The following is a 21,993-nucleotide window of genomic DNA, read 5'->3' as shown; positions in this document are numbered from 1 at the left end:
CGGGTCTCCTAGGTCGGTCTGCAGGGGTGGCGTGCGCGTACGCGCGTGCCGGTGTGTGCCTCACGTTCAGATGCGTGGACACGCTAAGGAGCGGGTGGTCGGGCGTCAAGAGGGCGCCTGCTTGACGGTGTTCGCGGGGCGGCTTAGCGTGGTGGCGTTCAGAAATGTAGACACAGGTCATAGATATGGAATGGGGAGCGCCCGTGACCTCAGCCCCTCTCGCCGCTCGGCTCACCGCGCCCAGCGGCCCGCTGTTCTTCCCCGTCACGGCGTACGGACCCGACGGCGGACTCGACCTGGACGTCTTCCGCACCCATGTGCGCCGCGGCATCGAGGCGGGTGCCGCCGCCGTCTTCGCCTGCTGCGGCACCGGCGAGTTCCACGCCCTGACGCCCGAGGAGTTCTCGGCCTGCGTCCGCGCGGCCGTCGAGGAGAGCGCGGGCCGGGTGCCCGTCCTCGCGGGCGCGGGCTACGGCACCGCCCTCGCCGTGCGCTACGCCCGCCTCGCCGAGGAAGCCGGGGCCGACGGGCTGCTCGCGATGCCGCCCTACCTGGTGTTCGCCGGGCAGGAGGGACTGGTGCGGCACTACCGGGAGGTGGCGGCCGCGACCGCGCTGCCCGTGATCGTCTACCAGCGCGACAACGCCGTGTTCACCCCGTCGAGCGTCGTCGAACTGGCCCGCACGGACGGCATCGTCGGCCTCAAGGACGGACTCGGCGACCTCGACCTCATGCAGCGGACCGTCAGCGCGGTGCGCACGGAGCTGCCCGGCGAGGAGTTCCTGTACTTCAACGGACTGCCGACCGCCGAGCAGACCCAGCTCGCCTACCGCGCGCTCGGCGTCACCCTCTACTCGTCCGCCGTGTTCTGCTTCGCCCCCGACATCGCCCTCGCCTTCCACCGGGCGCTGCGCGAGGGCGACGACACCACGGTGCACCGGCTGCTGGACGGCTTCTACCGGCCGTTCGTCGAACTGCGCGCCCGGGGCCGCGGGTACGCCGTCGCCCTGGTCAAGGCGGGCGTACGGCTGAGCGGCCTGGACGTGGGGGAGGTGCGGACGCCGCTGGAGGAACCCGCCGAGGAGCACGTCAAGCAGCTCGCGCGGATCATCGAGCGGGGTCAGGCGCTGCTTGGGGAAGGGGTCGGCCGGTGAAGGCGTCGGCGTTCGTCTACCCCTGGGACGTCAACGGCGACCCACAAGCCCCCGCGCGCGTCGCGGACCTCGGTGTGGCGCAGGTGACGCTCGCCGCCGCCTACCACTCCACCCGCGCCCTCACCCCCCGCCACCCGCGCCACCGCGTCGTCACCGCCGAGCACGCCGCCGTCCTCTACCCGCCCGACGCCGCCCGCTGGGAGGGCCGCGACCTGCGCCCGTACGAGGCGGGCGACTGGGCGCCCGGCGACGCCTACGGCGAGGCCGCCGCCGCCCTCGCGGACGCGGGCCTCCAGGTGCACACCTGGGTCGTCCTCGCCCACAACTCCCGCCTCGGCGCGGAGCACCCGCACACCTGCGTCGTCAACGCCTACGGCGACCGCTACCCCTGGGCGCCCTGCATCGCGCGGCCCGCCACGCGCGCGTACCTCACCGCCCTGGCCGCCGAGGCGGCGGTGCGGCCCGGGGCGCACGGCACGGAACTGGAGTCGCTCGGCTGGTACGGGCTCGCCCACCTGCACGCCCACGACAAGACCGGCGGGGTGGCCCTCGGGGACGCCGGGCAGTACCTGATGTCGCTGTGCTTCTGCCCCGACTGCGCGGCGGGCTACGGCGGCCAGGGCCTCGACGCCGACGCGCTCGCCGCCGCCGTGCGCACCGCCCTCGAGCCGGTGTGGCGGGGAGCGGCGCCCTCGGACGGGGGCTGGGCGGGCGTCGAGAAGCTCCTCGGAGCGGCGCCCGCGAACGCCACGCGCGCGTGGCGGGACGACCGGGCCCGCACCCTCCAGGAGGCGGCGGTCTCGGCGGTCCGCGAGGCCGCGCCCGACGGCTTCCAGGTCCTGCTGCACGCCGACCCCGTGTCCTACCACTGCGGCGCCAACGCCGGGGTCGACCCCGCGCACATCCTCTCCGTCGCGGACGGCGTGGTCGTCCCCTGCACGGGCGGCGCGGGCCTGCTGACGCCGTTCGCCGAGCAGGCCGCGGCCGGGGCCGTCCTCGCCGCCAACCTCACGGTGGTCTCGGGCATGGGCGGCAGCCCCCGCACCCTCGCCCGCGACGCCGCCCGCGCCCGCGACCTGGGGGCCACGGAACTGCGGCTGTACCACGCGGGGTTGGCGTCGGACGGGGACCTGGAGGAGGTACGGGCGGGGCTTGCGGCCCTCACGTGAGGTGCGGCCGACGTGGTCCGGGGCGGTCGGTCGGCTTCCGCGCGGGCGCCAGTGCCGTTGCCGTCGCCAGCAGTACCGCACCCACGACCGGGAGCAGCAGGCGCAGGTCGGTCAGCTCCACCAGGGCCGCGCCCGCGGCGAGACCGAGCACGTTGGGCGTGAAGACCAGGGAGTTGGCCGTCGCCGCGACCCGCCCCAGCAGCGGCCCCGGCGTCTCGCGCTGGACGGCGGTCAGGGCGGCGATCAGCACCGCGGGCAGCCCGGCGCCGATCGCCGCACCGGAGGCGAGGGCCACCGCGTCGTACGGTGCCGCCCGCGCCGCCACCGCCACCGCGAACAGGGCGATCCCCGCGACCGCGAAGCGCCGTCCGCCCAGGCGCCGGACGGCCGGTCCGGCGAGCAGCCCCACCACCACCGACCCGGCCCCCTGGACCGCGTACAGCGCACCGGCGTACGCGGGGGAGTGCCCGAGGGCGTCGACGACCGCGTAGACCGTGGCGCCGTTGACGCCCGCGCACAGCATCGTGACGCCGCCCGCGAGGACGAACGGACGCAGGCCGCGGTGCCCCCACAGGTACCGGGCGCCCTCGGCCGTGCGGTGCCGCCAGTTCGCCGCGGGGCGCTCCGGTGCCGCCTCCCGTACCCGCAGGGCGGCGTACACGCCGGCGGCCAGCACGAACGTCACCGCGTCCAGCAGCGCCACGCCCGGTCCGCCGTACGCCGCGTACAGCCCGGCCCCGGCCAGCGGCGCCACCAGCTTCATGCCCTCGCCCGCGGTCATGCGCAGGCCGTTGAAGTCGCCGAGCAGCCCCGGGTCGACGGCGGCGGCCACCAGCGCCGACTCGGCCGCGTCGTGGACGACGCCCGCCGCGCCGTACACGAAGAGCACCGCGAAGAGCAGCCACAGCGTGTCCCGTGAGTCCACGGCGAAGAGCGTGAGCAGCAGGCAGGCCATCAGCAGGCTCGTGGCGATCAGCAGCGGTCTGCGGCGGACGCGGTCCGCCAGGGTGCCCAGCGCCGGGCCCGCGAGCGTCGGCGCCCACACCGCGAGCATGCACAGCGCCGCCAGCCCGTCCGAGCCGGTGAGGTCCTTCACCCACACGCCGGCCGCCAGCCACAGCGCCGAGGTGCCGAAGCCGGACACCACCACCCCGGCGAGATACAGGCCCGCCTCGCGATCGCGCACGACGCGGACGACGGGCCAGGAGCCGTCCGGCCCCGCGGATTTCCTCGTTCCTGCCTTCGTCATACCTGGTCAGCGTGGGCCTAAGGCCCGGACGCGGGCATCGGGCAGGTGCCCTAGTGCCGAGCCCGGCGGCCGATGAGTTTCGCGGGCGCGATGAGTCCACCTTCCGAGAGAGCCGGCCACGCACATCCCGAGGAGCAGTCGATGACCGCCGAGACCACCATGCTCGACCTGGGACCGCAGACGCGGATCCTCACCCGCCTCGCCGACGGTGTGCGCGACGACCGGCTCGCGGACCCGACGCCCTGCCCCGACCTGGCGGTGCGCAACCTGCTCGGCCACCTGACCGGTCTCGCCGTCGCCTTCCGCGACGCCGCGCGCAAGGACCTGGGGCCCACCACGAACACCAGCCCCGAGGCGTCCGTGCCGGACATCGGGCCCCACTGGCGCGAGCAGCTCGCCGCCGCGCTCGGGGAACTCGCCGAGGCGTGGCGCGACCCGCAGGCGTGGACCGGTATGACCCGGGCCGGTGGCATCGACCTGCCCGGCGAGGTCGCCGGTGCCGTCGTCGCCGACGAACTGGTGATCCACGGCTGGGACCTGGCCCGCGCGACCGGCCAGGAGTACACCCCCGACGCGGCCGCGCTCCAGGCGGCGCACGGGCTGCTCGCCGCCGCCGCGCAGGAGAGCGAACGGGACCAGGGCATGTTCGGGCCGGTCATCGCCGTGCCCGCCGACGCGCCGCTGCTGGAGCGCGCCGTGGGGCTCAGCGGACGCGACCCGGGCTGGTCCCGCACCGCCTGACGAAGGCGGGCACCGACACAACTTCCTTTGTCAGAAGCATTGACGCCGCCGCGCGCCCCTCTTACCTTCAACGCGTCGTACTCCGTACGTCATATATGAGACGCGATACGCGAGATCTGATGTCGGGATCTGATGACCGAGGTCTGATGTCCGAGATCTGCCGCGCATCCGACGCGAGATTCCGAGAGGCGCGCATGACCTCTGTGCCCACGCCGATCCCCTCCCGCACGCAGTACGTGCTGGAGGAGATCAAACGCCGCATCCTCACCGGCCGGCTGACGCCCGGCCAGGCCCTGGTCGAGACCGACCTCGCCGCCCAGTTCGGGGTGTCCAAGACACCGGTGCGCGAGGCGCTCAAGACGCTGGCCGGTACCGGACTGGTCGTGAACAGCCAGTACAAGGGCGTCACCGTGCGCATGGTGGACGCGGACATGGCGCGCGAGGTCTACGACGTCCGGCTGCTCCTGGAGCCCGAGGCCCTCAAGCGCGCCGTGCGCCGCGGTGCCTCCCTGGACGCCGCCCGGGACGCCCTCACCCAGGCCGACCGGGCCACGGACACGGCCGAACGGTCGCTGGCCAACCGCGAGTTCCACCGCGCCCTGTACCTGCCGTGCGGCAACCCGCTGCTGGGCCGGATGCTCGACGAGGTCCGCGACCAGGCGGCCCTGGTCTCCGCGGTCGCCTGGGCCGCCGACCCCTCCTGGGAGCGGGAGGCCGGCGAGCACCAGGAGATCCTGCGCCTCGCCCTCGCCGGTGACGCGGACGGCGCGGCCCGCGCCCTGCACGCGCACATCGCGTCCTTCGTCGAGCGGGCCTTCCCCGAAGCGGGGACCCCGGCCCAGGAAGAGGACGGTCCGGCATGACAGCGACGTTCGAGACCCAGCGGGCGGCCCTGGCCGACGTGGTGGCGATCCCGGTGACCCCGTTCGCCGAGGACGGCACCGTCGACCCCGCCACCTACCGGGCCCTGCTGCGTCGTCTCCTCGACGGTGGCATCACGACCCTCACCCCCAACGGCAACACCGGCGAGTTCTACGCACTCGACCCGGCCGAGCGCCGCCTCGTCACCGAGCTGACGATCGAGGAGACCGGCGAGCGCGCGGACATCCTGGTCGGCGTCGGCCACGACGTGCCGACCGCGGTCGCCTCCGCCCGGCACGCCCGCGACCTGGGCGCCTCCATGGTGATGGTGCACCAGCCCGTCCACCCCTACGTCTCCCAGGGCGGCTGGGTCGACTACCACCGCGCCATCGCCGAGGCCGTGCCCGAACTGGGCGTCGTGCCCTACATCCGCAACGCCCAGCTCACCGGCGCCCGCCTCGCCGACCTCGCCGACGCCTGCCCCAACGTGATCGGCGTGAAGTACGCCGTCCCCGACGCCGCCAAGTTCGCCGCGTTCGCCCGCGACGCCGGTCTCGACCGCTTCGTCTGGGTCGCGGGGCTCGCCGAGCCGTACGCGCCCTCGTACTTCAGCGCGGGAGCCACCGGCTTCACCTCGGGCCTGGTGAACGTCGCCCCGGCCGTCTCGCTGAACATGATCGAGGCGCTGCGCTCCGGCGACTACCCGGCCGCCATGAAGGTCTGGGAGCAGATCCGCCGCTTCGAGGAACTGCGCGCCGCCAACGGCTCCGCCAACAACGTCACCGTGGTCAAGGAGGCCCTCGCCTCGCTCGGCCTGTGCCGCCGGGAGGTCCGCCCGCCGAGCAAGCCGCTGCCCGAGAGCGAACGCGCCGAGGTCGCCGCCATCGCCGCGGGGTGGTCGATATGACCCCCAGGAAGTCCCCGGAAGAGCTGCGCAGCCACCAGTGGTACGGCACGGACGGCCTGCGCTCCTTCAGCCACCGCGCCCGCACCCGCCAGCTCGGCTACCTCCCCGAGGAGCACCTCGGCAAGCCCGTCATCGCGATCCTCAACACCTGGTCCGACATCAACCCCTGCCACGTCCACCTGCGCGACCGCGCCCAGGCGGTCAAGCGGGGAGTCTGGCAGGCGGGCGGCTTCCCCCTCGAATTCCCGGTCTCCACGCTCAGCGAGACCTTCCAGAAGCCGACCCCGATGCTCTACCGCAACCTCCTCGCCATGGAGACCGAGGAGCTGCTGCGCTCCTACCCGGTCGACGGCGCCGTGCTGATGGGCGGCTGCGACAAGTCCACGCCCGCCCTGCTGATGGGCGCCGCCACGGTGGACCTGCCCGCCGTCTTCGTCCCCGCCGGGCCCATGCTCCCCGGGCACTGGCGCGGCGAGACCCTCGGCTCCGGCACCGACATGTGGAAGTACTGGGACGACAAGAGGGCCGGTCTCATCGGCGACTGCGAGATGCAGGAACTGGAGAGCGGCCTGGCCCGCTCGCCCGGCCACTGCATGACCATGGGCACCGCCTCCACCCTGACCGCCGCCGCCGAGGCCCTCGGCGTCACCGTCCCGGGCGCCTCCAGCATCCCGGCCGTCGACTCCGGGCACGACCGGATGGCCGCCGCCGCGGGGATGCGGATCGTCGAACTGGTCCACCGGGACCGGAAACTGAGCGACATCCTCACCGCCGACGCCTTCGAGGACGCCGTCACCACCGTGCTCGGCCTCGGCGGCTCCACCAACGCCGTGATCCACCTGATCGCCATGGCGGGCCGCGCGGGCGTCACCCTCACCCTCGACGACTTCGACCGCATCGCCCGCACCGTCCCGGTGCTGGCCAACGTCCGCCCCGGCGGACAGACCTACCTGATGGAGGACTTCCACTTCGCCGGCGGGCTGCCCGGCTTCCTCTCCCGCATCACCGACCTGCTCCACCTCGACCGGCCCACCGTCTCCCACGACACCCTGCGGGAACAGCTCGACGGCGCCCTCGTCCACCACGACGACGTCATCAGGACCCGCGACAACCCGGTCGCGGCCGAGGGCGGGGTCGCCGTCCTGCGCGGCAACCTCTGCCCGGACGGCGCCGTCATCAAGCACATCGCCGCCGAGCCGCACCTGCTCGAGCACACCGGTCCCGCCGTCGTCTTCGACGACTACCGGACCATGCAGCACACCATCAACGACCCGGACCTGGGCATCACCGCCGACAGCGTGCTGGTGCTCCGCAACGCCGGACCCAAGGGCGGCCCGGGCATGCCCGAGTACGGGATGCTGCCCATCCCCGACCACCTGCTCAAGCAGGGCGTGCGGGACATGGTCCGGATCTCCGACGCGCGGATGAGCGGCACCAGTTACGGCGCGTGCGTGCTGCACGTGGCCCCCGAGTCGTACGTCGGCGGACCGCTCGCCCTGGTGCGCACCGGCGACTCCATCACCCTCGACGTCGAGGCGCGCTCCCTCCGGCTCAACGTGGACGACGCGGAGCTGGAACGCCGCAGGGCCGCCTGGACACCACCGCCGGCCCGCTACGAGCGGGGCTACGGCGCGCTCTACAACGAACAGATCACCCAGGCCGACACCGGCTGCGACTTCGAGTTCCTGGCCCGCCCGGGCAAGGTGCGGGACCCGTACGCCGGCTGAACCCCGTACGACCCGAAACGCCTCCGCACAGCCCTGCCCGTCGAGAAAGCGCTTCCTGTACCGCCCCCGCACCACGCAGACGTACTAGAACGGAGAACTGTCATGGCCCAAGCCGCAGCCGTGGCGAAACCGCCCGCGCCACCCCGGCGGCGCCGTGCCTCGGCCACGCCGCGCAGGCTCCCGTACCTGCTGATCGGACCGGCCGCCCTGCTGATGCTGGGCTTCATCGCCTACCCGGTCATCAGCGTCTTCTACTACAGCCTTCAGGAGTACAACCCCACCAAGCCGTGGCGGAACGGCTTCGCGGGCTTCGACAACTTCGTCAAGATCTTCACCGACGACCCGATCTTCTGGGACACCCTCGTCTTCAGCGCGAAGTGGGTCTTCGTCGAGGTCGGACTGCAACTGCTCTTCGGCCTGGCGCTGGCGCTCATCGTCAACCAGACCTTCGTGGGCCGGGGCATCGGGCGGGCCATGGTCTTCTCCCCCTGGGCGGTCTCCGGCGTCCTGACCTCCGCGATCTGGGTGCTGCTCTACAACTCCCAGACCGGCGTGACCCGCTACCTCGCGGACATGGGCATCGGCTCGTACGGCACCAGCTGGCTCTCCGACACCTCGACGGTGTTCTCCGCGGCGGTGGTCGCCGACCTCTGGCGCGGCGTGCCCTTCTTCGCGATCCTCATCCTCGCCGACCTCCAGTCCGTCTCGAAGGACCTGTACGAGGCCGCCGAGGTCGACGGGGCGAGCCGGTTCAAGCAGTTCTGGCACATCACGCTGCCGCACCTGAAGGACGCCATCATCCTGTCCACGCTGCTGCGCGCGGTGTGGGAGTTCAACAACGTCGACCTGCTCTACACCCTGACCGGCGGCGGACCCGCCGGGGAGACCACGACGTTGCCCCTGTACATCGCCAACACCAGCGTCGACGCCCACGACTTCGGCTACGCGTCGGCCCTCACCACGGTCGCGTTCGTGATCCTGCTCTTCTGCTCGATCGTCTACCTGCGGCTGAGCAAGTTCGGAGGCGAGAACAAGTGATCACCAAGGAGGCCACCGCGCCCGCCCCCGCGCCCGCGCGGACCGACCACGAACCGCCGCGGGCGCCGAAGAAGCACCGCCCGGCCTGGGACGAGGTCCCCCGCTGGCAGATCTACCTGCCGCTCGGGATCTACCTGGTCTTCACCCTGATCCCGTTCTACTGGATCCTGCTCTTCGCGGTGCGCCCGGCCGGTTCGACCTCGCTCGTGCCCTGGCCGATGACCACCGAGCACTTCGAGAAGGTGTGGACCGACCGCGGCTTCGGCACCTACTTCGAGAACAGCGTGTACGTCGGGCTCGCGACCCTGGTGATGACCACGCTCGTCGCGCTGGCCGGCGGCTACGCCCTCGCCCGGTTCGACTTCAAGATCAAACGCGTCTTCATGCTCGCCCTGCTCTGCTCCCAGTTCGTGCCCGGCGCGCTGCTCCTGGTGCCGCTGTTCGAGATCTTCGCCGGGCTCCAGATGATCAACTCGCTGGGCAGCGTCATCATCGCCGAGACGGTCTTCCAGCTGCCGCTGTCGATCATCCTGATCAGCAACTTCATCAAGAACGTGCCGTACTCGCTGGAGGAGGCCGCCTGGGTCGACGGCTGCGGCCGGTTCCGGGCCTTCAGGATCGTCGTACTGCCGCTGCTGCGGCCGGGCCTGATCGCGGTGGGTTCCTTCGCCTTCGTGCACTCCTGGAACCACTTCCTGTTCGCCCTGATGTTCCTCAACAACCAGCACAAGCAGACCATCCCGGTCGGCCTCAACTCCCTGATGAGCGCGGACAGCGTCGACCTCGGCGCGCTCGCCGCCGGCGGCATCGTCGCCGCCGTCCCCGTCGTGATCGTCTTCGCCTTCATCCAGAAGTGGCTGATCACCGGCTTCAGCGCGGGGGCGGTGAAGGGATGAGCCGGGTTCCCGTCGTCCTCGCCGGTGCCCGCGGTCACGGCCGCTGGCACGTGGCCAACATCCGCCGCCTGGAGCGGGCGGGACTGGTCCGGCTGGCGGGCCTGTGCGAGCTGACCCCGCTGACCGAACAGGAGGCCGGGGGAGAACTCCCCGAGCAGTCCGCCGACTTCGGGGCCCTGCTCGACTCCACGGGCGCCCGGATCGCCGTGATCTGCACGCCGATCCCCACCCACACCGACCTGGCCCTGACCGCCGCCCGCCGGGGTGTGCACCTGCTGCTCGAAAAGCCCCCGGCGCCGTCGTACGCCGAGTTCCGGCGGATGGCCGACGGGGTCGCCGAGACCGGCGTCGCCTGCCAGATCGGGTTCCAGTCGCTGGGCTCGCACGCGGTCCCCGCCATCCGGGAACTGGTGGCCCAGGGCGCGATCGGCGAGGTCGTGGGCGTCGGCGGGGCCGGGGCGTGGGTGCGTGACGAGGCCTACTTCCGCCGGGCACCCTGGTCCGGCAAGCGGCGGCTGAACGGCGCCGACGTGATCGACGGCGCGCTGACCAACCCGCTGGCGCACGCCGTCGCCACCGCCCTCGCACTCGGCGGCACCGCCCGCGCCGAGGACGTCACCGGCATCGAGACCGAGCTGAGCCACGCCAACGACATCGAGGCCGACGACACCTCCTGCGTGCGCATCCACACCGCGCGCGGGCACCGCGTCACCGTCGCCGCGACCCTGTGCGCGGAGCGGGCCGACGAGCCGTACGTCCTGGTGCACGGCTCCGGCGGCCGCGTCACCTTCTGGTACAAGCAGGACCGCGTCCTGCTCCAGCGCGGCGGCCACGGCCCCGAGGAGTTCCAGCACGGCCGCACCGACCTGCTGGAGAACCTGGTCGACCACCTCGCCACCGGAGCCCCGCTGCTGGTCCCGCCGGACGAGACGGGCGCCTTCATGCGGGTCGTCGAGGCGATCCGCCGGGCCCCCGACCCGGAACCGCTGCCCGCCGCCGCCTGGCGCCGTGTCCCCGGCGAGGGGCGCCGCGTGGTCCCCGGCGTCGACGCCTTCGTGGCCGCCGCCGCCGACACCCTGTCCCTCTACTCCGAACTGGGCGCGCCCTGGGCGCCGCGCACCGAGCACCCACGACACGAGGTGAGCACCCGATGACCGGCAACGACTCCCCGGTGCTGCGCGTGGCGGGCCGCCCCGTCGCCCGGTACGTGACCCGGCCCGAGCTGCCGTACCGGCTCTCGCCACGCCCCTACCTGCACCCCGTCACCACCCTGGCCGGCACCGCCGTCACCGAGTTCAGCCCCGCCGACCACCTCCATCACCTCGGCGTCGGTGTCGCCGTTCCCGACGTCGAGGGGCACAACTTCTGGGGCGGGCGCACCTTCGTCCGCGACCGGGGGCCGACCGAGCTGGACAACCACGGCACCCAGCGGCACACCGCCTTCCAGCTCAGCGACCCCGACGGCTTCGTCGAGGAACTGCGCTGGATCGCCGCGGGCACCGAACTGCTGCGCGAGCGCCGCACGGTCGCGGCCACCGAACTGACGGGCACCGCCTGGGCGCTGGACTTCACCTTCTCCCTCACCAACGTCACCCCGGACCCGCTCACGATCGGCAGCCCCGCCACCAACGGCCGCCCCGGCGCTGCCTACGGCGGCTTCTTCTGGCGCGCCCGCAAGGAGAGCGTGGCGCCCAGGGTCTTCACCGCCGACCGGGAGGGCGAGCGCGAGGTGCACGGCGGCCGCGCCGACTGGCTCGCACTCACCGGGGAGACCTGGTCGCTGGTGTTCGCCGGTGCCACCGGACGCACCCGGCGCGACCCGTGGTTCGTGCGCACCGAGGAGTACCCGGGCGTCGGTTCCTCGCTGGCCCACGACGACCGGGTGACCGTCGCCCCGGGCGACACCCTGGTCCGCCGGATCGTCACCGTCGTCGCCGACGGCCGTCTCGACGCCGGCGGTGCCGCCGCCCTCGTCCGCAAGGCGGTGAGCCCGTGACCGCCGCCGAGACCGACCCCGGGGCCGCCCCCGGGACCGCGGGGACGTACACCAACCCCGTCCTGAACGCCGACTGGTCCGACCCGGACGTCGTCCGCGTCGGCGACGACTTCTACCTCACCGCGTCCAGCTTCGGCCGTGTCCCCGGCCTGCCCCTCCTGCACTCCCGCAACCTGGTCGACTGGACCCTGGTCGGGCACGCCCTGGAGCGCCTGGAACCCGAGCGGGAGTTCGCACGGCCCCGGCACGACTGCGGCGTGTGGGCACCCTCCCTGCGTCACCACGCGGGCCGCTTCTGGATCTTCTGGGGCGACCCCGACCAGGGCGTCTTCCAGGTCAACGCCCCCGACATCCGGGGCCCGTGGACCGCGCCCCACCTGGTCAAGGCGGGCAAGGGCCTGATCGACCCCTGCCCCCTGTGGGACGAGGAGACCGGCGAGGCGTACCTCGTGCACGCCTGGGCCCGCTCCCGCTCCGGGATCAAGAACCGCCTCACCGGCCACCGCATGCGCCCCGACGGCACCGGACTCCTCGACGACGGCCAGGTGATCGTCGACGCCGACCGGCTCCCCGGCTGGTTCACCCTGGAGGGCCCCAAGCTCTACCGGCACGACGGCTGGTACTGGATCCTCGCCCCCGCCGGATCGGTGGAGACCGGCTGGCAGGGCGCCTTCCGCTCCCGCGACTTCTTCGGACCGTACGAGGAGAAGGTCGTCCTGGAGCAGAAGGACACCGACGTCAACGGCCCGCACCAGGGCGGCTGGGTGCGCACGGCGTCCGGCGAGGACTGGTTCCTGCACTTCCAGCAGCGCGGCGCGTACGGGCGGGTGGTCCACCTCCAGCCGATGCGGTGGGGCTCGGACGGCTGGCCGGTCCTGGGCGACGACGGCGCCCCGGTCACCACGCACCCGCGCCCCGCGCTGCCCCCGCAGCCGCCCGCCGCGCCCGCGACCGACGACGACTTCCCCGGCGGACGGTTCGGCCGCCAGTGGTCGTGGACGGCCAACCCCCGGGAGGGCTGGGCCACCCAGCACGCCGCGGACGGGCTCCGCCTGACCTGCGTCCGCTCGGCCGACGCGCACGACCTGCGCCTGCTGCCGAGCGTCCTCACCCAGCGCTTCCCCGGCGAGCCCTCGGTGATCGAGGTCGAGCTGCGCCTGGACGGCGAGGAACCCGGAGCGCGGGCCGGGCTCGCGGTGCTCGGCGACGCCTACCGCTGGATCGGGCTCCAGCGGGACGCCGACGGGACGGTGCACCTGGTGCACCGGTTCGCCGAGTCGGTGGCCGAGGCCGAGCGGGACGCCGACCGGCCCCGCCCCGCACCCGGAGGACGGGCCCGGCTGCGGATCGAGACGGTCCCCGGGGCACGCTGCCGCTTCTCCTACGACCTCGGCGACGACGGTCCCGGCGACGGCCCGCATCCCGTCGGCCGGGAGTTCGCCGCCACGCCCTGGCGCTGGGTCGGCGCACTGCTCGGCCTGTTCGCCCTCGCGCCCGCCGGTCAGGGACACGCCGGTACCGCCACGTTCACGCGGTTCCGCGTCGGGCCCCACCGGACCCACTGAACCCCCACGTTGTCGTTCCACCGCTTTGTCGGACCCAGCAGATCCAGCAGATCCAGCAGACCCGGAAGAAGAGAGCCGACCCATGAGGATCAGCATGTTCAGCAGCAGAGACAAAGGCACAGTCGGGCGCCGGACGTCCGCCGCCGTCGCCCTGGGGGCGGTGCTCGCGCTGACCGCCACCGCCTGCGGTGACGACGGCAGCGGGGCGGGCGGCGACAAGGGGGCCGAGGGCAGCGGCAAGGGGAAGATCGTCTTCTGGGACAACAACGGCGGCATCCGTACCGCCGTCTGGAAGGAGATCATCGCCGACTTCGAGAAGGCGAACCCGGACATCGACGTGGAGTACGTCGGGATCGCCGCCACCGAGTACCAGTCCAAGGTCGACACCGCCATCCAGGGCGGCGGCCTGCCGGACGTCGGCGGCGTCACGGCGTCGATGCTCGCGGGCTTCTCCGCCCAGGGCGCCCTGGAGCCGCTGGACGAGCGGCTCACCAAGTCCCCCCTGAGCGGCAAGCTCAACAAGGACATGGTCGAGTCCCTGAAGGCCGCCGGCGGCGGCGACGGCACCCTCTACTCGATGCCGACCTCCGCCAACAACGGCGTCCTCTACTACCGCACCGACCTGTTCGAGAAGGCCGGTCTGGACGCGCCGACGACGTGGGACAAGTTCTACGCCGCCGCCGAGAAGCTGACCGCCACGGGCAAGAACGAGTTCGGCTACACCATCCGCGGCGGCTCCGGATCCATCGCCCAGGCCTTCGACGCGATGTACGGGCAGTCCGGCATCACCTCGTTCTGGGACGCGGACAAGAAGAAGACCACCGTCAACGACCCGAAGAACGTCGAGGCGCTGGAGAAGTACGCGGCGCTCTACAAGAAGGCCACACCGGCCGCCGACGTCAACAACGACTTCGCCAAGATGGTCGCCCAGTGGGACACCGGCACCATCGGCATGCTCAACCACAACCTGGGCTCCTACCAGGACCACGTGAAGGCGCTCGGCGTCGACAAGTTCCGCGGCATCCCGCAGCCGGTCGGCGCTTCCGGCAAGCGGGTCCAGGTGTCCAACCCCGTCGACGGGCTCGGCATGTTCAAGAGCTCGAAGAACAAGGAGGCCGCCTGGAAGTTCATCGAGTTCGCCATGTCGAAGGAGCAGAACTCGAAGTTCAACGAGTCGGCCGGGCAGGTGCCGTCCAACACGGAGGCCGCGAACGACGCGTGGATCCAGAAGGCGGAGCCGACGAAGCTGGCGGCGCAGGCGCTGAACGACGGGTCCACGACCATCGTGCAGCTGCCGTACTACCTGCCGGACTGGAACACGCTGTCCAAGTCGGAGAGTGAGCCGGCGTTCCAGAAGGTGCTGCTGGGTGACATGAGCCCGAAGGACTTCCTGGACGGGCTGGCCGAGAAGCTGAACGAGGCGCAGGGCGAGTGGACGGAGCAGATGGGTTAGTCGGCTCCGGTTCCGGGTTTCGCCGCGGGCGGTCCGTCGTTCGTTGCGGGCCGCGGGCCGCCTGTGGCTCGTCGCGCAGTTCCCCGCGCCCCTGGGGGGACTGCCCCACTCCCTACTGAAAGGCAGACCGGCGTGTCACTCAGCCGAAGACAGGTCACCGCAGCCGCCGTCTCCTCCCTTCCCCTGGCGTTCGCCGCCACCGGCACCGCCCACGCCGGCGGACGCCGTCCCCGCACCCTCTTCGTCGCCGGTGATTCCACCGCCGCGCAGAAGTACTCCGACGCCGCGCCTGAGACCGGGTGGGGCATGGCGTTGCCCTTCTTCCTCCGCAAGGAGCTGGAGGTCGCCAACCACGCCGTGAACGGGCGGAGTTCCAAGAGCTTCGTCGACGAGGGGCGGCTCGACGTCGTCCTCGGGGCGATCCGGCCCGGTGACCTCCTGCTGGTCCAGTTCGCGCACAACGACGAGAAGGACGAGGACCCCGCCCGCCACACCGAGCCCTGGACGACGTACCAGGACCACCTGCGGATGTACGTCGACGGTGCGCGGGCCCGCGGCGCGCGGCCGGTGCTGGCCACGCCCGTCGAGCGGCGGCGGTTCGACGCCGAGGGGAACGCCGTGCCGAGCCACGGGGAGTACCCGGCGGCGATGCGGGCGCTGGCGCGGGAGGAGGGCGTGGCGCTGCTCGACGTACAGGCGCTGTCGCTCGCGCTGTGGCAGCGGCTCGGCGTCGAGGGGACCAAGGCGTACTTCAACTGGACCGCCACCGAGCAGGACAACACCCACTTCAATCCGCCGGGCGCGATCGCGCTCGCCCGGCTCGTCGCCCGGGAACTGCTGCGCGGGCGCGTACTGGCGCACCGGGACGTGCGCCGGCTGGACGAGGAGATCCCCGAGTCCTGGATCAGCTGGCCCGCACCGGCCGCCGCGTAACACCCCGCACACCACCCCGAGAACAAGGGAGAGCCGCACCATGAGCACCCGTAGATGGCATGGGCATGCCACAAAGAGCGCGGCCGCACTAGTCGGCTGCACCGCCCTCGTGCTGAGTCTGACCGCGGCCACGGCGCAGGCCCGCCCCGGCCACCACCCCCGGGACACCGCCCGGCAGACGCTGCCCGCGAACGACGGCTGGGCCTCCCACGGCACCGGCACCACCGGCGGGGCCGCCGCCGACGCGGAGCACGTGTACACCGTCTCCACCTGGGCCGAGTTCAGGGCCGCCCTCGCCGTCGAAGGCACCGCGCCGCGGATCATCAAGGTCAAGGGCACCGTCGACGCCGTCTCGGAGGGCTGCGAGGCCTTCGCCGCGCCCGGCTACGACTTCGACGCCTACCTGGAGAAGTACGCCCCGGAGACCTGGGGCAGGGAGACCGACCTGAGCGCCGAGCCCGACGACAGCCCCGAGGGCCTGCGCCGCGCCTCCGCCGCACAGCAGGACCGGGCCATCAAGGCGAACGTCCCCTCCAACACCACCATCATCGGCGTCGGCCGGGGCGCCGCGCTCAAGGGCGCCAGCCTCCAGATCAAGGACGTGGACAACGTCATCGTCCGCAACCTGACCTTCGAGAGCCCCGTGGACTGCTTCCCGCAGTGGGACCCGACGGACGGGGACCGGGGCAACTGGAACTCCGAGTACGACAGCGCCGTCGTGTACGGGTCGACGCACGTGTGGCTGGACCACAACACCTTCACCGACGGCGAGCATCCCGACAGCGCGGCGCCCACCTACTTCGGCATGCTCTACCAGCAGCACGACGGCCAGCTGGACATCGTGAAGGGTGCCGACTACGTCACCGCGTCCTGGAACGTCTTCACCGAGCACGACAAGACCGTCCTGATCGGCAACAGCGACAGCGAGTCCACCGCCGCCGTCGACCGCGGCCACCTGAAGACGACCTTCCACCACAACCTGTTCAAGAACCTCGTCGAGCGCGCGCCCCGCGTCCGCTTCGGCCAGGTCGACGTCTACAACAACCACTTCGTGGCCTCGAACGACTACGCCTACAGCTTCGGCGTCGGCAAGGAGTCCGCGCTCGTCGCCGAGCACAACGCCTTTACCCTGCCGGCCGGGGTCGGCCCCGCGAAGGTGCTCAAGCGCTGGAACGACGCGCCGCTCAGCGCCGCCCACAACCGGGTCAACGGCCGCACCACCGACCTGATCGCGGCCCACAACGCCGAGAACCCGGACGCCGCACTCCGCTCCGGCGCGGGCTGGACGCCCACCCTGCGCACCAAGGTCCTGCCGTCCCGGGCGGTCCCCTTCGTCGTCGACCGCGGCGCGGGCGCCGGCCGGCTGCGCTGACCCCCGTCCCGCGAACCGGGCCGGGGCGCCCGCACCGCCCCGGCCCACCCCGCCCGTACCCGAAGGAGCATCCGTATGCACCGACCCGCCCCGTCCCGCAGAGGCTTCCTCCTGGCGACCGCCGGCGCGGGCGCCGCCCTCGGCCTCGCGGCAGCCGGTCCGGCCCTCGCCGACCCCCGCACACACCCGCGCCCCTTCGGCCGGTACGGCTCACCGGCCGCCCGCCGCACCCCGAAGACCCTGTACGTCGACCCGCACGGCCGCGGCGACTTCACCTCCGTCCAGGCCGCCGTCGACGCCGCCGGGGGCGACGGCTGGACGCTCGTCCTCGCCCCCGGCACCTACCGCGAGACGGTCTCCGTCGACGCCGACCGCACCGGGGCCACCTGGCTCGGCGCCTCCGGGGACCCGCGCGACGTCGTCATCGTGTACGACAACGCGGCCGGCACTCCCAAGCCGGACGGCTCCGGCACCCTCGGCACCAGCGGATCGGCCACCACCACCGTGCGCGCCGACGGCTTCACCGCCCGCGCGATCACCTTCGCCAACGACTGGCTGCGCGCCGACCGGCCCGACTGGACCGGCACCCAGGCGGTCGCGATCAAGGTCATGGGCGACCGGTCCGCCTTCCACGACTGCCGTTTCCTGGGCCACCAGGACACCCTCTACGCCGACACCCGTGACCTCGGCCTCTTCGCCCGCCAGTACTACGCGCGCTGCTACGTCGAGGGCGACGTCGACTTCGTCTTCGGCCGGGCGACCGCGGTGTACGAGCGGTGCCACTTCCGCACCCTGGTCCGCCCCGACCTCGACGCCGCCCCCTACGGCTTCGTGTTCGCGCCGTCCACGGCCGGCGCCAACCCGCGCGGCTACCTGGTGGTCGGCGGCCGCGTCAGCAGCGAGGCCCCCGACGGCTACTACAAGCTGGCCCGCCCCTGGGTGCCCAGCTCCGACACCACCGCCCGCCCGATGCTCACCGTGCGCGAGACCCACCTCGGCGCGGGGCTTGACGCGGTGGCGCCGTACGCGAACATGCGGGACGCCCACCCGTGGCAGGAGCAGCGGTTCCGCGAGTACCGCAACACCGGCCCCGGTGCCGCGACCACCGTCCCGGAGAACCGGCCGCAGCTCACCCGCGCCGAGGCCACCGCGCACACCCGGGAGGCGTACCTCGGCGACTGGCGGCCGTACGACCGGCGGCGCTGAGCGGCCCGCCGTTCCCCGCACTTGACTCGCTTGACGCGATTTTTGCCGGCTCTAGGGGCGCGAATCCGGCCACGGGTCTCGCGCCCACCCGGGTGACGCGCGTAGAAACCTGTGTCATGCATAAACCACTGCGCATCGCGACCGTCACCGCCGCCTGTGCCGTCGCCGGTGCCGTCCTGTACGGCACGGGCGCCGCCACCGCCGGCCAGTCGACGGCCAACTCCACCCACGAGCCGTACAACATCGGAGTGCTGGCCAAGGACATCGACGCCTACTACGGCACCACGCTCGACGCCGACGGCGTCTACCAGGCGTCCCCGGACAGCCCGTACGCCGCCGACCTGGCCCGCCTCGACGCCGCCGCGAAGCAGCAGATCGACCGGGCCGCCCGCGCGGCACACCACCGGCACACCAAGCCCGCGATCGTCTTCGACATCGACGACACGCTGCTGCTCAGCCTCGACTACGAGAAGAAGAACAACTACGGCTACGACGGCGCCACCTGGGCCGCCTACGTCGACCGCGCCGACCGCCCGGCCGTCCCCGGCAGCCCCGAACTCGCCCGGTACGCCGAGACGAAGGGCGTCGAGGTCTTCTACAACTCCGGTCTGGGCGAGGCGCAGCGCGCCGCCGCCGTCGAGAACCTGAAGAAGGTCGGCGCCGACGTGAACCTCGACACCGGCCACGTGTTCCTGAAGGACAAGGCGAACCCGCCCTCCTACCTGGACCACTGCGCCACGCCGGGCACCTGGAAGTGCACCACCGTGCAGTACAAGGCGGGCACCCGCCGCCACATCGAGCGGGACCTCGGGTACGACATCGTCGCCAACTTCGGCGACCAGTACTCCGACCTCCAGGGCGGCTACGCGGACCGGACGTACAAGCTGCCCAACCCGACGTACTTCGTCGAGTAGCGGCCCGCCCGCTCAGCCGCCCGGGGTGAAGCCGCCCCGGACCGAGAGGGGGCCGGACGCCGCGGCGGCCGCGGCCGAGTAGCGGTCGCCGCCCGCGTCCCGGCCGCCCCGCTCGTGGTTGTACTGCCCGGCGAACATCCACTCGCCGGGCGGGACGGTACGGCCCCGCCGCAGCGTCCACCGGTAGACGAGGAAGCCGTCCCGCTCGTCGAGGCTGAACGTGAAGTCGTCCTCGGGCAGGGACCGCCACGCCCCGGTGGAGGTCACCGAGCCGGTCTGCGCCACCCGCAGTTCGACGGTGAGCGCGGTGAGCGGAGTGCTCGTCCCGAGGGTGATGTTGCTCTGCGCCCAGAACTCGTTGCTGTGCGGGTCCACCGCGCCGCTCGACCACAGCGGGCCGGGCTTCCGCGGCCCGGGCGGGGTGGTGACCGAGCGCTGCGCGGGAACGTCGTCCCGCACCGCCGAGGCGACGGTGTAGCCACCGGCCACCAGGACGCCCGCGACCGCCGCCGTCGCACCGGCCACCCGCACCCAGCCCGGCAGCCGCGGGCGGGCGGCCGGTCCGCGGTTCCCGGCCGCCGTGCCGCGTTCCACCCGGGCCAGGATCCGGGCCCGGTCGGGCCGGTGCGCCCCGGCCGCCTCGTGCAGCCGGGCGCGCAGCTCCTCGTCCACGTCCCGCCGCCCGGTCACCGGGTCCCTCCCGCGGCCTCACCGCTGCGCGCGATCGCCGCGCGTACCTGCCGGGGGGCGGGCGGTGCCGCCCGGGTGCCGAGCAACCGCTGGAGTTCGGCCACCCCCTTCGACGTCTGGCTCTTGACCGTGCCCACCGAGACGCCCAGGGCGAGCGCCGTGTCCTTCTCGGAGAGGTCGAAGGCATGCCGCAGCACCACGCACGCCCGCTTGCGAAACGGCAGCCGGCGCAGCGCCTCCCGCACGTCCACCACGCCCGCGACGTCGGGGTTCTCGGCCCGTTCCGCGCGCTGCGACCAGAACAGGGCGACGCGTCTGCGCTCGCGCACGGCGGTGCGGACGCGGGTGCGGGCCAGGTTGGCGACGACACCGCGCGCGTACGCCACCGGGTGGTCGGCCGCGCGGACCCGGTCCCAGCGGTGCCACAGGGCCAGCAGGGCGTCCGCCGCGAGGTCGTCGGCGGCGTCCGGCTCGCCCGTCAGCAGGTGGGCGAGCCGGGCCAGTTCGGCGTAGTGGCGTTCGAAGAAGGCGTGGAACTCCGCGGACGCGTCGTCGTCGGCGGCTGTCCTCACGGCGGACTCTCCTCGCGGCGGCTTCCCGGGTGCCGAACACCGTACGGCAGACCGGCCCCGACCGGCCCCGGAAAGTCAGCCCTTGAGCGCCGCCTCCATCATCGCCTTGGCCACCGGGGCCGCCAGGCCGTTGCCGCTGACCTCGCTGCGGGCCGCGTCGGACTGCTCGACGACGACCGCCACCGCGACCTCCTTGTCCGACGAGTCGGACTTGGCGTACGAGGTGAACCAGGCGTACGGCGTCTTGCTGTTGTTCTCGCCGTGCTGGGCCGTGCCCGTCTTGCCGCCCACCGTCGCCCCGGCGATCTGCGCGTTGGACCCCGTGCCCTCGTCGACGACGGTCCGCATGGCCGACTGCAGCTGCTCGGCGGTGGCGGAGCTGACGATCCGCCTCGAGTCGGCGTCGGTGTGGTCCTCCAGGACGTCGCCGCCGCTGTCGGTGACCTGCGACACCATGTGCGGGGAGACCAGCTCGCCGCCGTTGGCCAGGGCCGCGGACACCATCGCCATCTGCAGCGGGGTCGCCGTCACGTCGAACTGGCCGATGCCCGTCAGCGCCGTCGACGACCGGTTCATGTCCTTCGGGTACACGCTGGTGTAGGCCCGGACCGGCACGTCCTGCGTCTCGTCGTTGAAGCCGAACTTCTCGGCCATGGCGCGCAGCGCGTCCTGGCCGAGGTCGACGGCCATCTTCGCGAAGACGTTGTTGCACGAGTACCGCAGCGCGGTGCGGATCGTGGCGTTCTCGCAGGGGGCGTTCGGGTTCTCGTTGGTCAGGTCCGTCGTGGTGCCCGGCAGGGTGTACGGGTCGGGGCTGTCGGTCTTCTCGTCCACCGATCCGTACAGCCCGTTCTCCAGCGCGGCGGCCGCCACGACCAGTTTGAACGTCGAGCCCGGCGGCAGCGGCTGGCGCAGCGCGCGGTTGGTCAGCGGCTTGTCCGGGTCACCGGTGAGCTTCTTCCAGGCCGCACCGGCGGTGTTCGCGTCGGTCAGCGACGTCGGGTCGTACGAGGGGGTCGACACCACGGACAGGATCCTGCCCGTCTTCGGGTCGATCGCCACGGCGGCGCCCTTCGTGTCGCCCAGCGCCTCGAACCCGGCCTTCTGCACGTCCGGGTCGATCGTCGTCACCACGTTGCCCGGCTCGGCCCGGGTGCCGGTGACCGTGTCCAGCACAGTCTTCAGCCGCGGATCGGTGCCGTTGAGCACGTCCTGGTAGATGCCCTCCAGCTGGGTCGGCGCGTACGCCTGCGAGGCGTAGCCCGTCACCGCCGCGTACAGCTTCCCGTTCTCGTACGTGCGTTTGTACGCGAGATCGCCGCCCTCCGTCGGCGCCGAGCCGGTGACCGACCGGCCGGCCACGACGATGTTCCCGAGCGGCTCCGCGTACGTCTCTATCGCGCCGCGCCGGTTGTCCTTGCTGTCCGCGAGCGCCCGGCCCTCGTAGAACTGCACCCAGGTCGCCCTGATCAGCAGAGCGAACACCAGGAGCAGCGTGAGGACCGAGGCCCGCCTGATCGTCTTGTTCATCCCGTTCATCCCGCACACAA

20 protein-coding genes are annotated in these 21,993 nt (G+C 72.7%); 16 read left to right on the top strand and 4 right to left on the bottom strand.

All coding sequences use genetic code 11. The annotated features are described in order from the left end of the window. Window positions 1-203 precede the first annotated feature (203 nt). On the top strand, window positions 204-1,154 hold the full coding sequence (locus ACGH52_RS09970; RefSeq protein ID WP_399938653.1) for a 5-dehydro-4-deoxyglucarate dehydratase: 951 nt from the start codon (window positions 204-206) through the stop codon (window positions 1,152-1,154). Further along, the gene (locus ACGH52_RS09965; RefSeq protein WP_399938651.1) at window positions 1,151-2,323 is read left to right on the top strand and encodes a hypothetical protein; all 1,173 of its coding nucleotides are present in this window, start codon (window positions 1,151-1,153) and stop codon (window positions 2,321-2,323) included. The genes ACGH52_RS09970 and ACGH52_RS09965 overlap by 4 nt, the downstream gene beginning before the upstream one ends. On the opposite strand, the gene ACGH52_RS09960 is transcribed toward ACGH52_RS09965, so the two are convergent. Further along, window positions 2,316-3,572 (bottom strand): MFS transporter, encoded by a 1,257-nt coding sequence (locus ACGH52_RS09960; protein WP_399938649.1) that lies wholly within the window; start codon window positions 3,570-3,572, stop codon window positions 2,316-2,318. The genes ACGH52_RS09965 and ACGH52_RS09960 overlap by 8 nt on opposite strands. Window positions 3,573-3,713: 141 nt before the next feature. On the opposite strand from ACGH52_RS09960, the gene ACGH52_RS09955 reads away from it, so the two are divergent. The 14 genes from ACGH52_RS09955 to ACGH52_RS09890 all read left to right on the top strand — a co-directional run bounded on the left by ACGH52_RS09955 (window position 3,714) and on the right by ACGH52_RS09890 (window position 19,181). Continuing rightward, window positions 3,714-4,313, top strand: a complete 600-nt coding sequence (locus tag ACGH52_RS09955; RefSeq protein ID WP_399938647.1) for a TIGR03086 family metal-binding protein — start codon at window positions 3,714-3,716, stop codon at window positions 4,311-4,313. Between the two features lie 194 nt (window positions 4,314-4,507). After that, on the top strand, window positions 4,508-5,176 hold the full coding sequence (locus tag ACGH52_RS09950; protein WP_076973770.1) for a GntR family transcriptional regulator: 669 nt from the start codon (window positions 4,508-4,510) through the stop codon (window positions 5,174-5,176). After that, window positions 5,173-6,081 (top strand): dihydrodipicolinate synthase family protein, encoded by a 909-nt coding sequence (locus ACGH52_RS09945; RefSeq protein WP_076973769.1) that lies wholly within the window; start codon window positions 5,173-5,175, stop codon window positions 6,079-6,081. The genes ACGH52_RS09950 and ACGH52_RS09945 overlap by 4 nt, the downstream gene beginning before the upstream one ends. Beyond that, entirely contained in the window at window positions 6,078-7,808 is a 1,731-nt protein-coding gene (gene araD, locus ACGH52_RS09940) for an L-arabinonate dehydratase (protein WP_076973768.1), read from the top strand. Before ACGH52_RS09945 ends, araD begins: the two co-directional genes overlap by 4 nt. Window positions 7,809-7,910: 102 nt before the next feature. Beyond that, a complete protein-coding gene (locus ACGH52_RS09935; RefSeq protein ID WP_059301829.1) occupies window positions 7,911-8,846 on the top strand; it encodes a carbohydrate ABC transporter permease in 936 nt (311 codons plus the stop codon). Further along, window positions 8,843-9,742 carry a carbohydrate ABC transporter permease gene (locus tag ACGH52_RS09930; RefSeq protein ID WP_059301830.1) on the top strand — a complete coding sequence of 300 codons (900 nt, stop codon included), beginning with the start codon at window positions 8,843-8,845 and terminating at the stop codon, window positions 9,740-9,742. Before ACGH52_RS09935 ends, ACGH52_RS09930 begins: the two co-directional genes overlap by 4 nt. Then, window positions 9,739-10,896, top strand: a complete 1,158-nt coding sequence (locus ACGH52_RS09925; RefSeq protein WP_121702843.1) for a Gfo/Idh/MocA family protein — start codon at window positions 9,739-9,741, stop codon at window positions 10,894-10,896. Before ACGH52_RS09930 ends, ACGH52_RS09925 begins: the two co-directional genes overlap by 4 nt. Next, complete coding sequence (locus tag ACGH52_RS09920) at window positions 10,893-11,738, top strand: PmoA family protein (RefSeq protein ID WP_121702844.1); 846 nt, start codon at window positions 10,893-10,895, stop codon at window positions 11,736-11,738. Before ACGH52_RS09925 ends, ACGH52_RS09920 begins: the two co-directional genes overlap by 4 nt. Beyond that, window positions 11,735-13,303 carry a family 43 glycosylhydrolase gene (locus ACGH52_RS09915; RefSeq protein ID WP_399938643.1) on the top strand — a complete coding sequence of 523 codons (1,569 nt, stop codon included), beginning with the start codon at window positions 11,735-11,737 and terminating at the stop codon, window positions 13,301-13,303. The genes ACGH52_RS09920 and ACGH52_RS09915 overlap by 4 nt, the downstream gene beginning before the upstream one ends. A 94-nt stretch (window positions 13,304-13,397) precedes the next feature. Beyond that, a complete protein-coding gene (locus ACGH52_RS09910) occupies window positions 13,398-14,756 on the top strand; it encodes a sugar ABC transporter substrate-binding protein (protein WP_076973764.1) in 1,359 nt (452 codons plus the stop codon). A gap of 132 nt (window positions 14,757-14,888) precedes the next feature. Then, window positions 14,889-15,689 (top strand): rhamnogalacturonan acetylesterase, encoded by an 801-nt coding sequence (locus ACGH52_RS09905; protein ID WP_076973763.1) that lies wholly within the window; start codon window positions 14,889-14,891, stop codon window positions 15,687-15,689. Window positions 15,690-15,729: 40 nt separating this feature from the next. Further along, entirely contained in the window at window positions 15,730-17,061 is a 1,332-nt protein-coding gene (locus ACGH52_RS09900) for a polysaccharide lyase family 1 protein (protein ID WP_399938641.1), read from the top strand. Between the two features lie 75 nt (window positions 17,062-17,136). Further along, the gene (locus ACGH52_RS09895) at window positions 17,137-18,267 is read left to right on the top strand and encodes a pectinesterase family protein (RefSeq protein WP_399938639.1); all 1,131 of its coding nucleotides are present in this window, start codon (window positions 17,137-17,139) and stop codon (window positions 18,265-18,267) included. Between the two features lie 116 nt (window positions 18,268-18,383). Next, window positions 18,384-19,181: an HAD family acid phosphatase gene (locus ACGH52_RS09890; protein WP_399938638.1), complete on the top strand. Its 798-nt coding sequence runs from the start codon at window positions 18,384-18,386 to the stop codon at window positions 19,179-19,181. A 12-nt stretch (window positions 19,182-19,193) separates the two neighbouring features. Here ACGH52_RS09890 and ACGH52_RS09885 read toward each other — a convergent pair whose 3' ends face one another. The 3 genes from ACGH52_RS09885 to ACGH52_RS09875 all read right to left on the bottom strand — a co-directional run bounded on the left by ACGH52_RS09885 (window position 19,194) and on the right by ACGH52_RS09875 (window position 21,973). Continuing rightward, a complete protein-coding gene (locus ACGH52_RS09885) occupies window positions 19,194-19,871 on the bottom strand; it encodes a hypothetical protein (protein WP_399938636.1) in 678 nt (225 codons plus the stop codon). Beyond that, window positions 19,868-20,443, bottom strand: coding sequence for a SigE family RNA polymerase sigma factor (locus tag ACGH52_RS09880; RefSeq protein ID WP_076973759.1), 576 nt, complete (start codon window positions 20,441-20,443; stop codon window positions 19,868-19,870). The genes ACGH52_RS09885 and ACGH52_RS09880 overlap by 4 nt, the downstream gene beginning before the upstream one ends. Before the next feature lie 75 nt (window positions 20,444-20,518). Further along, window positions 20,519-21,973 (bottom strand): peptidoglycan D,D-transpeptidase FtsI family protein, encoded by a 1,455-nt coding sequence (locus ACGH52_RS09875; protein WP_399938635.1) that lies wholly within the window; start codon window positions 21,971-21,973, stop codon window positions 20,519-20,521. Window positions 21,974-21,993: the final 20 nt, after the last annotated feature.

The organism is Streptomyces sp. BBFR25 (assembly GCF_044590125.1).
Taxonomy (GTDB): domain Bacteria; phylum Actinomycetota; class Actinomycetes; order Streptomycetales; family Streptomycetaceae; genus Streptomyces; species Streptomyces canus_D.
The sequence above is the reverse complement of the archived record's forward strand: the minus strand, read 5'-3'. Positions and strand labels throughout refer to the sequence as shown.

What these genes read in the sequence shown, in the direction of transcription:
- ACGH52_RS09960 (WP_399938649.1), bottom strand. Translation starts at nt 3,572, where the DNA reads ATGACGAAGGCAGGAACGAGGAAATCCGCGGGGCCGGACGGCTCCTGG.
- ACGH52_RS09955 (WP_399938647.1), top strand. Translation starts at nt 3,714, where the DNA reads ATGACCGCCGAGACCACCATGCTCGACCTGGGACCGCAGACGCGGATC.
- ACGH52_RS09950 (WP_076973770.1), top strand. Translation starts at nt 4,508, where the DNA reads ATGACCTCTGTGCCCACGCCGATCCCCTCCCGCACGCAGTACGTGCTG.
- ACGH52_RS09945 (WP_076973769.1), top strand. Translation starts at nt 5,173, where the DNA reads ATGACAGCGACGTTCGAGACCCAGCGGGCGGCCCTGGCCGACGTGGTG.
- araD (WP_076973768.1), top strand. Translation starts at nt 6,078, where the DNA reads ATGACCCCCAGGAAGTCCCCGGAAGAGCTGCGCAGCCACCAGTGGTAC.
- ACGH52_RS09935 (WP_059301829.1), top strand. Translation starts at nt 7,911, where the DNA reads ATGGCCCAAGCCGCAGCCGTGGCGAAACCGCCCGCGCCACCCCGGCGG.
- ACGH52_RS09925 (WP_121702843.1), top strand. Translation starts at nt 9,739, where the DNA reads ATGAGCCGGGTTCCCGTCGTCCTCGCCGGTGCCCGCGGTCACGGCCGC.
- ACGH52_RS09920 (WP_121702844.1), top strand. Translation starts at nt 10,893, where the DNA reads ATGACCGGCAACGACTCCCCGGTGCTGCGCGTGGCGGGCCGCCCCGTC.
- ACGH52_RS09910 (WP_076973764.1), top strand. Translation starts at nt 13,398, where the DNA reads ATGTTCAGCAGCAGAGACAAAGGCACAGTCGGGCGCCGGACGTCCGCC.
- ACGH52_RS09900 (WP_399938641.1), top strand. Translation starts at nt 15,730, where the DNA reads ATGAGCACCCGTAGATGGCATGGGCATGCCACAAAGAGCGCGGCCGCA.
- ACGH52_RS09895 (WP_399938639.1), top strand. Translation starts at nt 17,137, where the DNA reads ATGCACCGACCCGCCCCGTCCCGCAGAGGCTTCCTCCTGGCGACCGCC.
- ACGH52_RS09890 (WP_399938638.1), top strand. Translation starts at nt 18,384, where the DNA reads ATGCATAAACCACTGCGCATCGCGACCGTCACCGCCGCCTGTGCCGTC.
- ACGH52_RS09875 (WP_399938635.1), bottom strand. Translation starts at nt 21,973, where the DNA reads ATGAACAAGACGATCAGGCGGGCCTCGGTCCTCACGCTGCTCCTGGTG.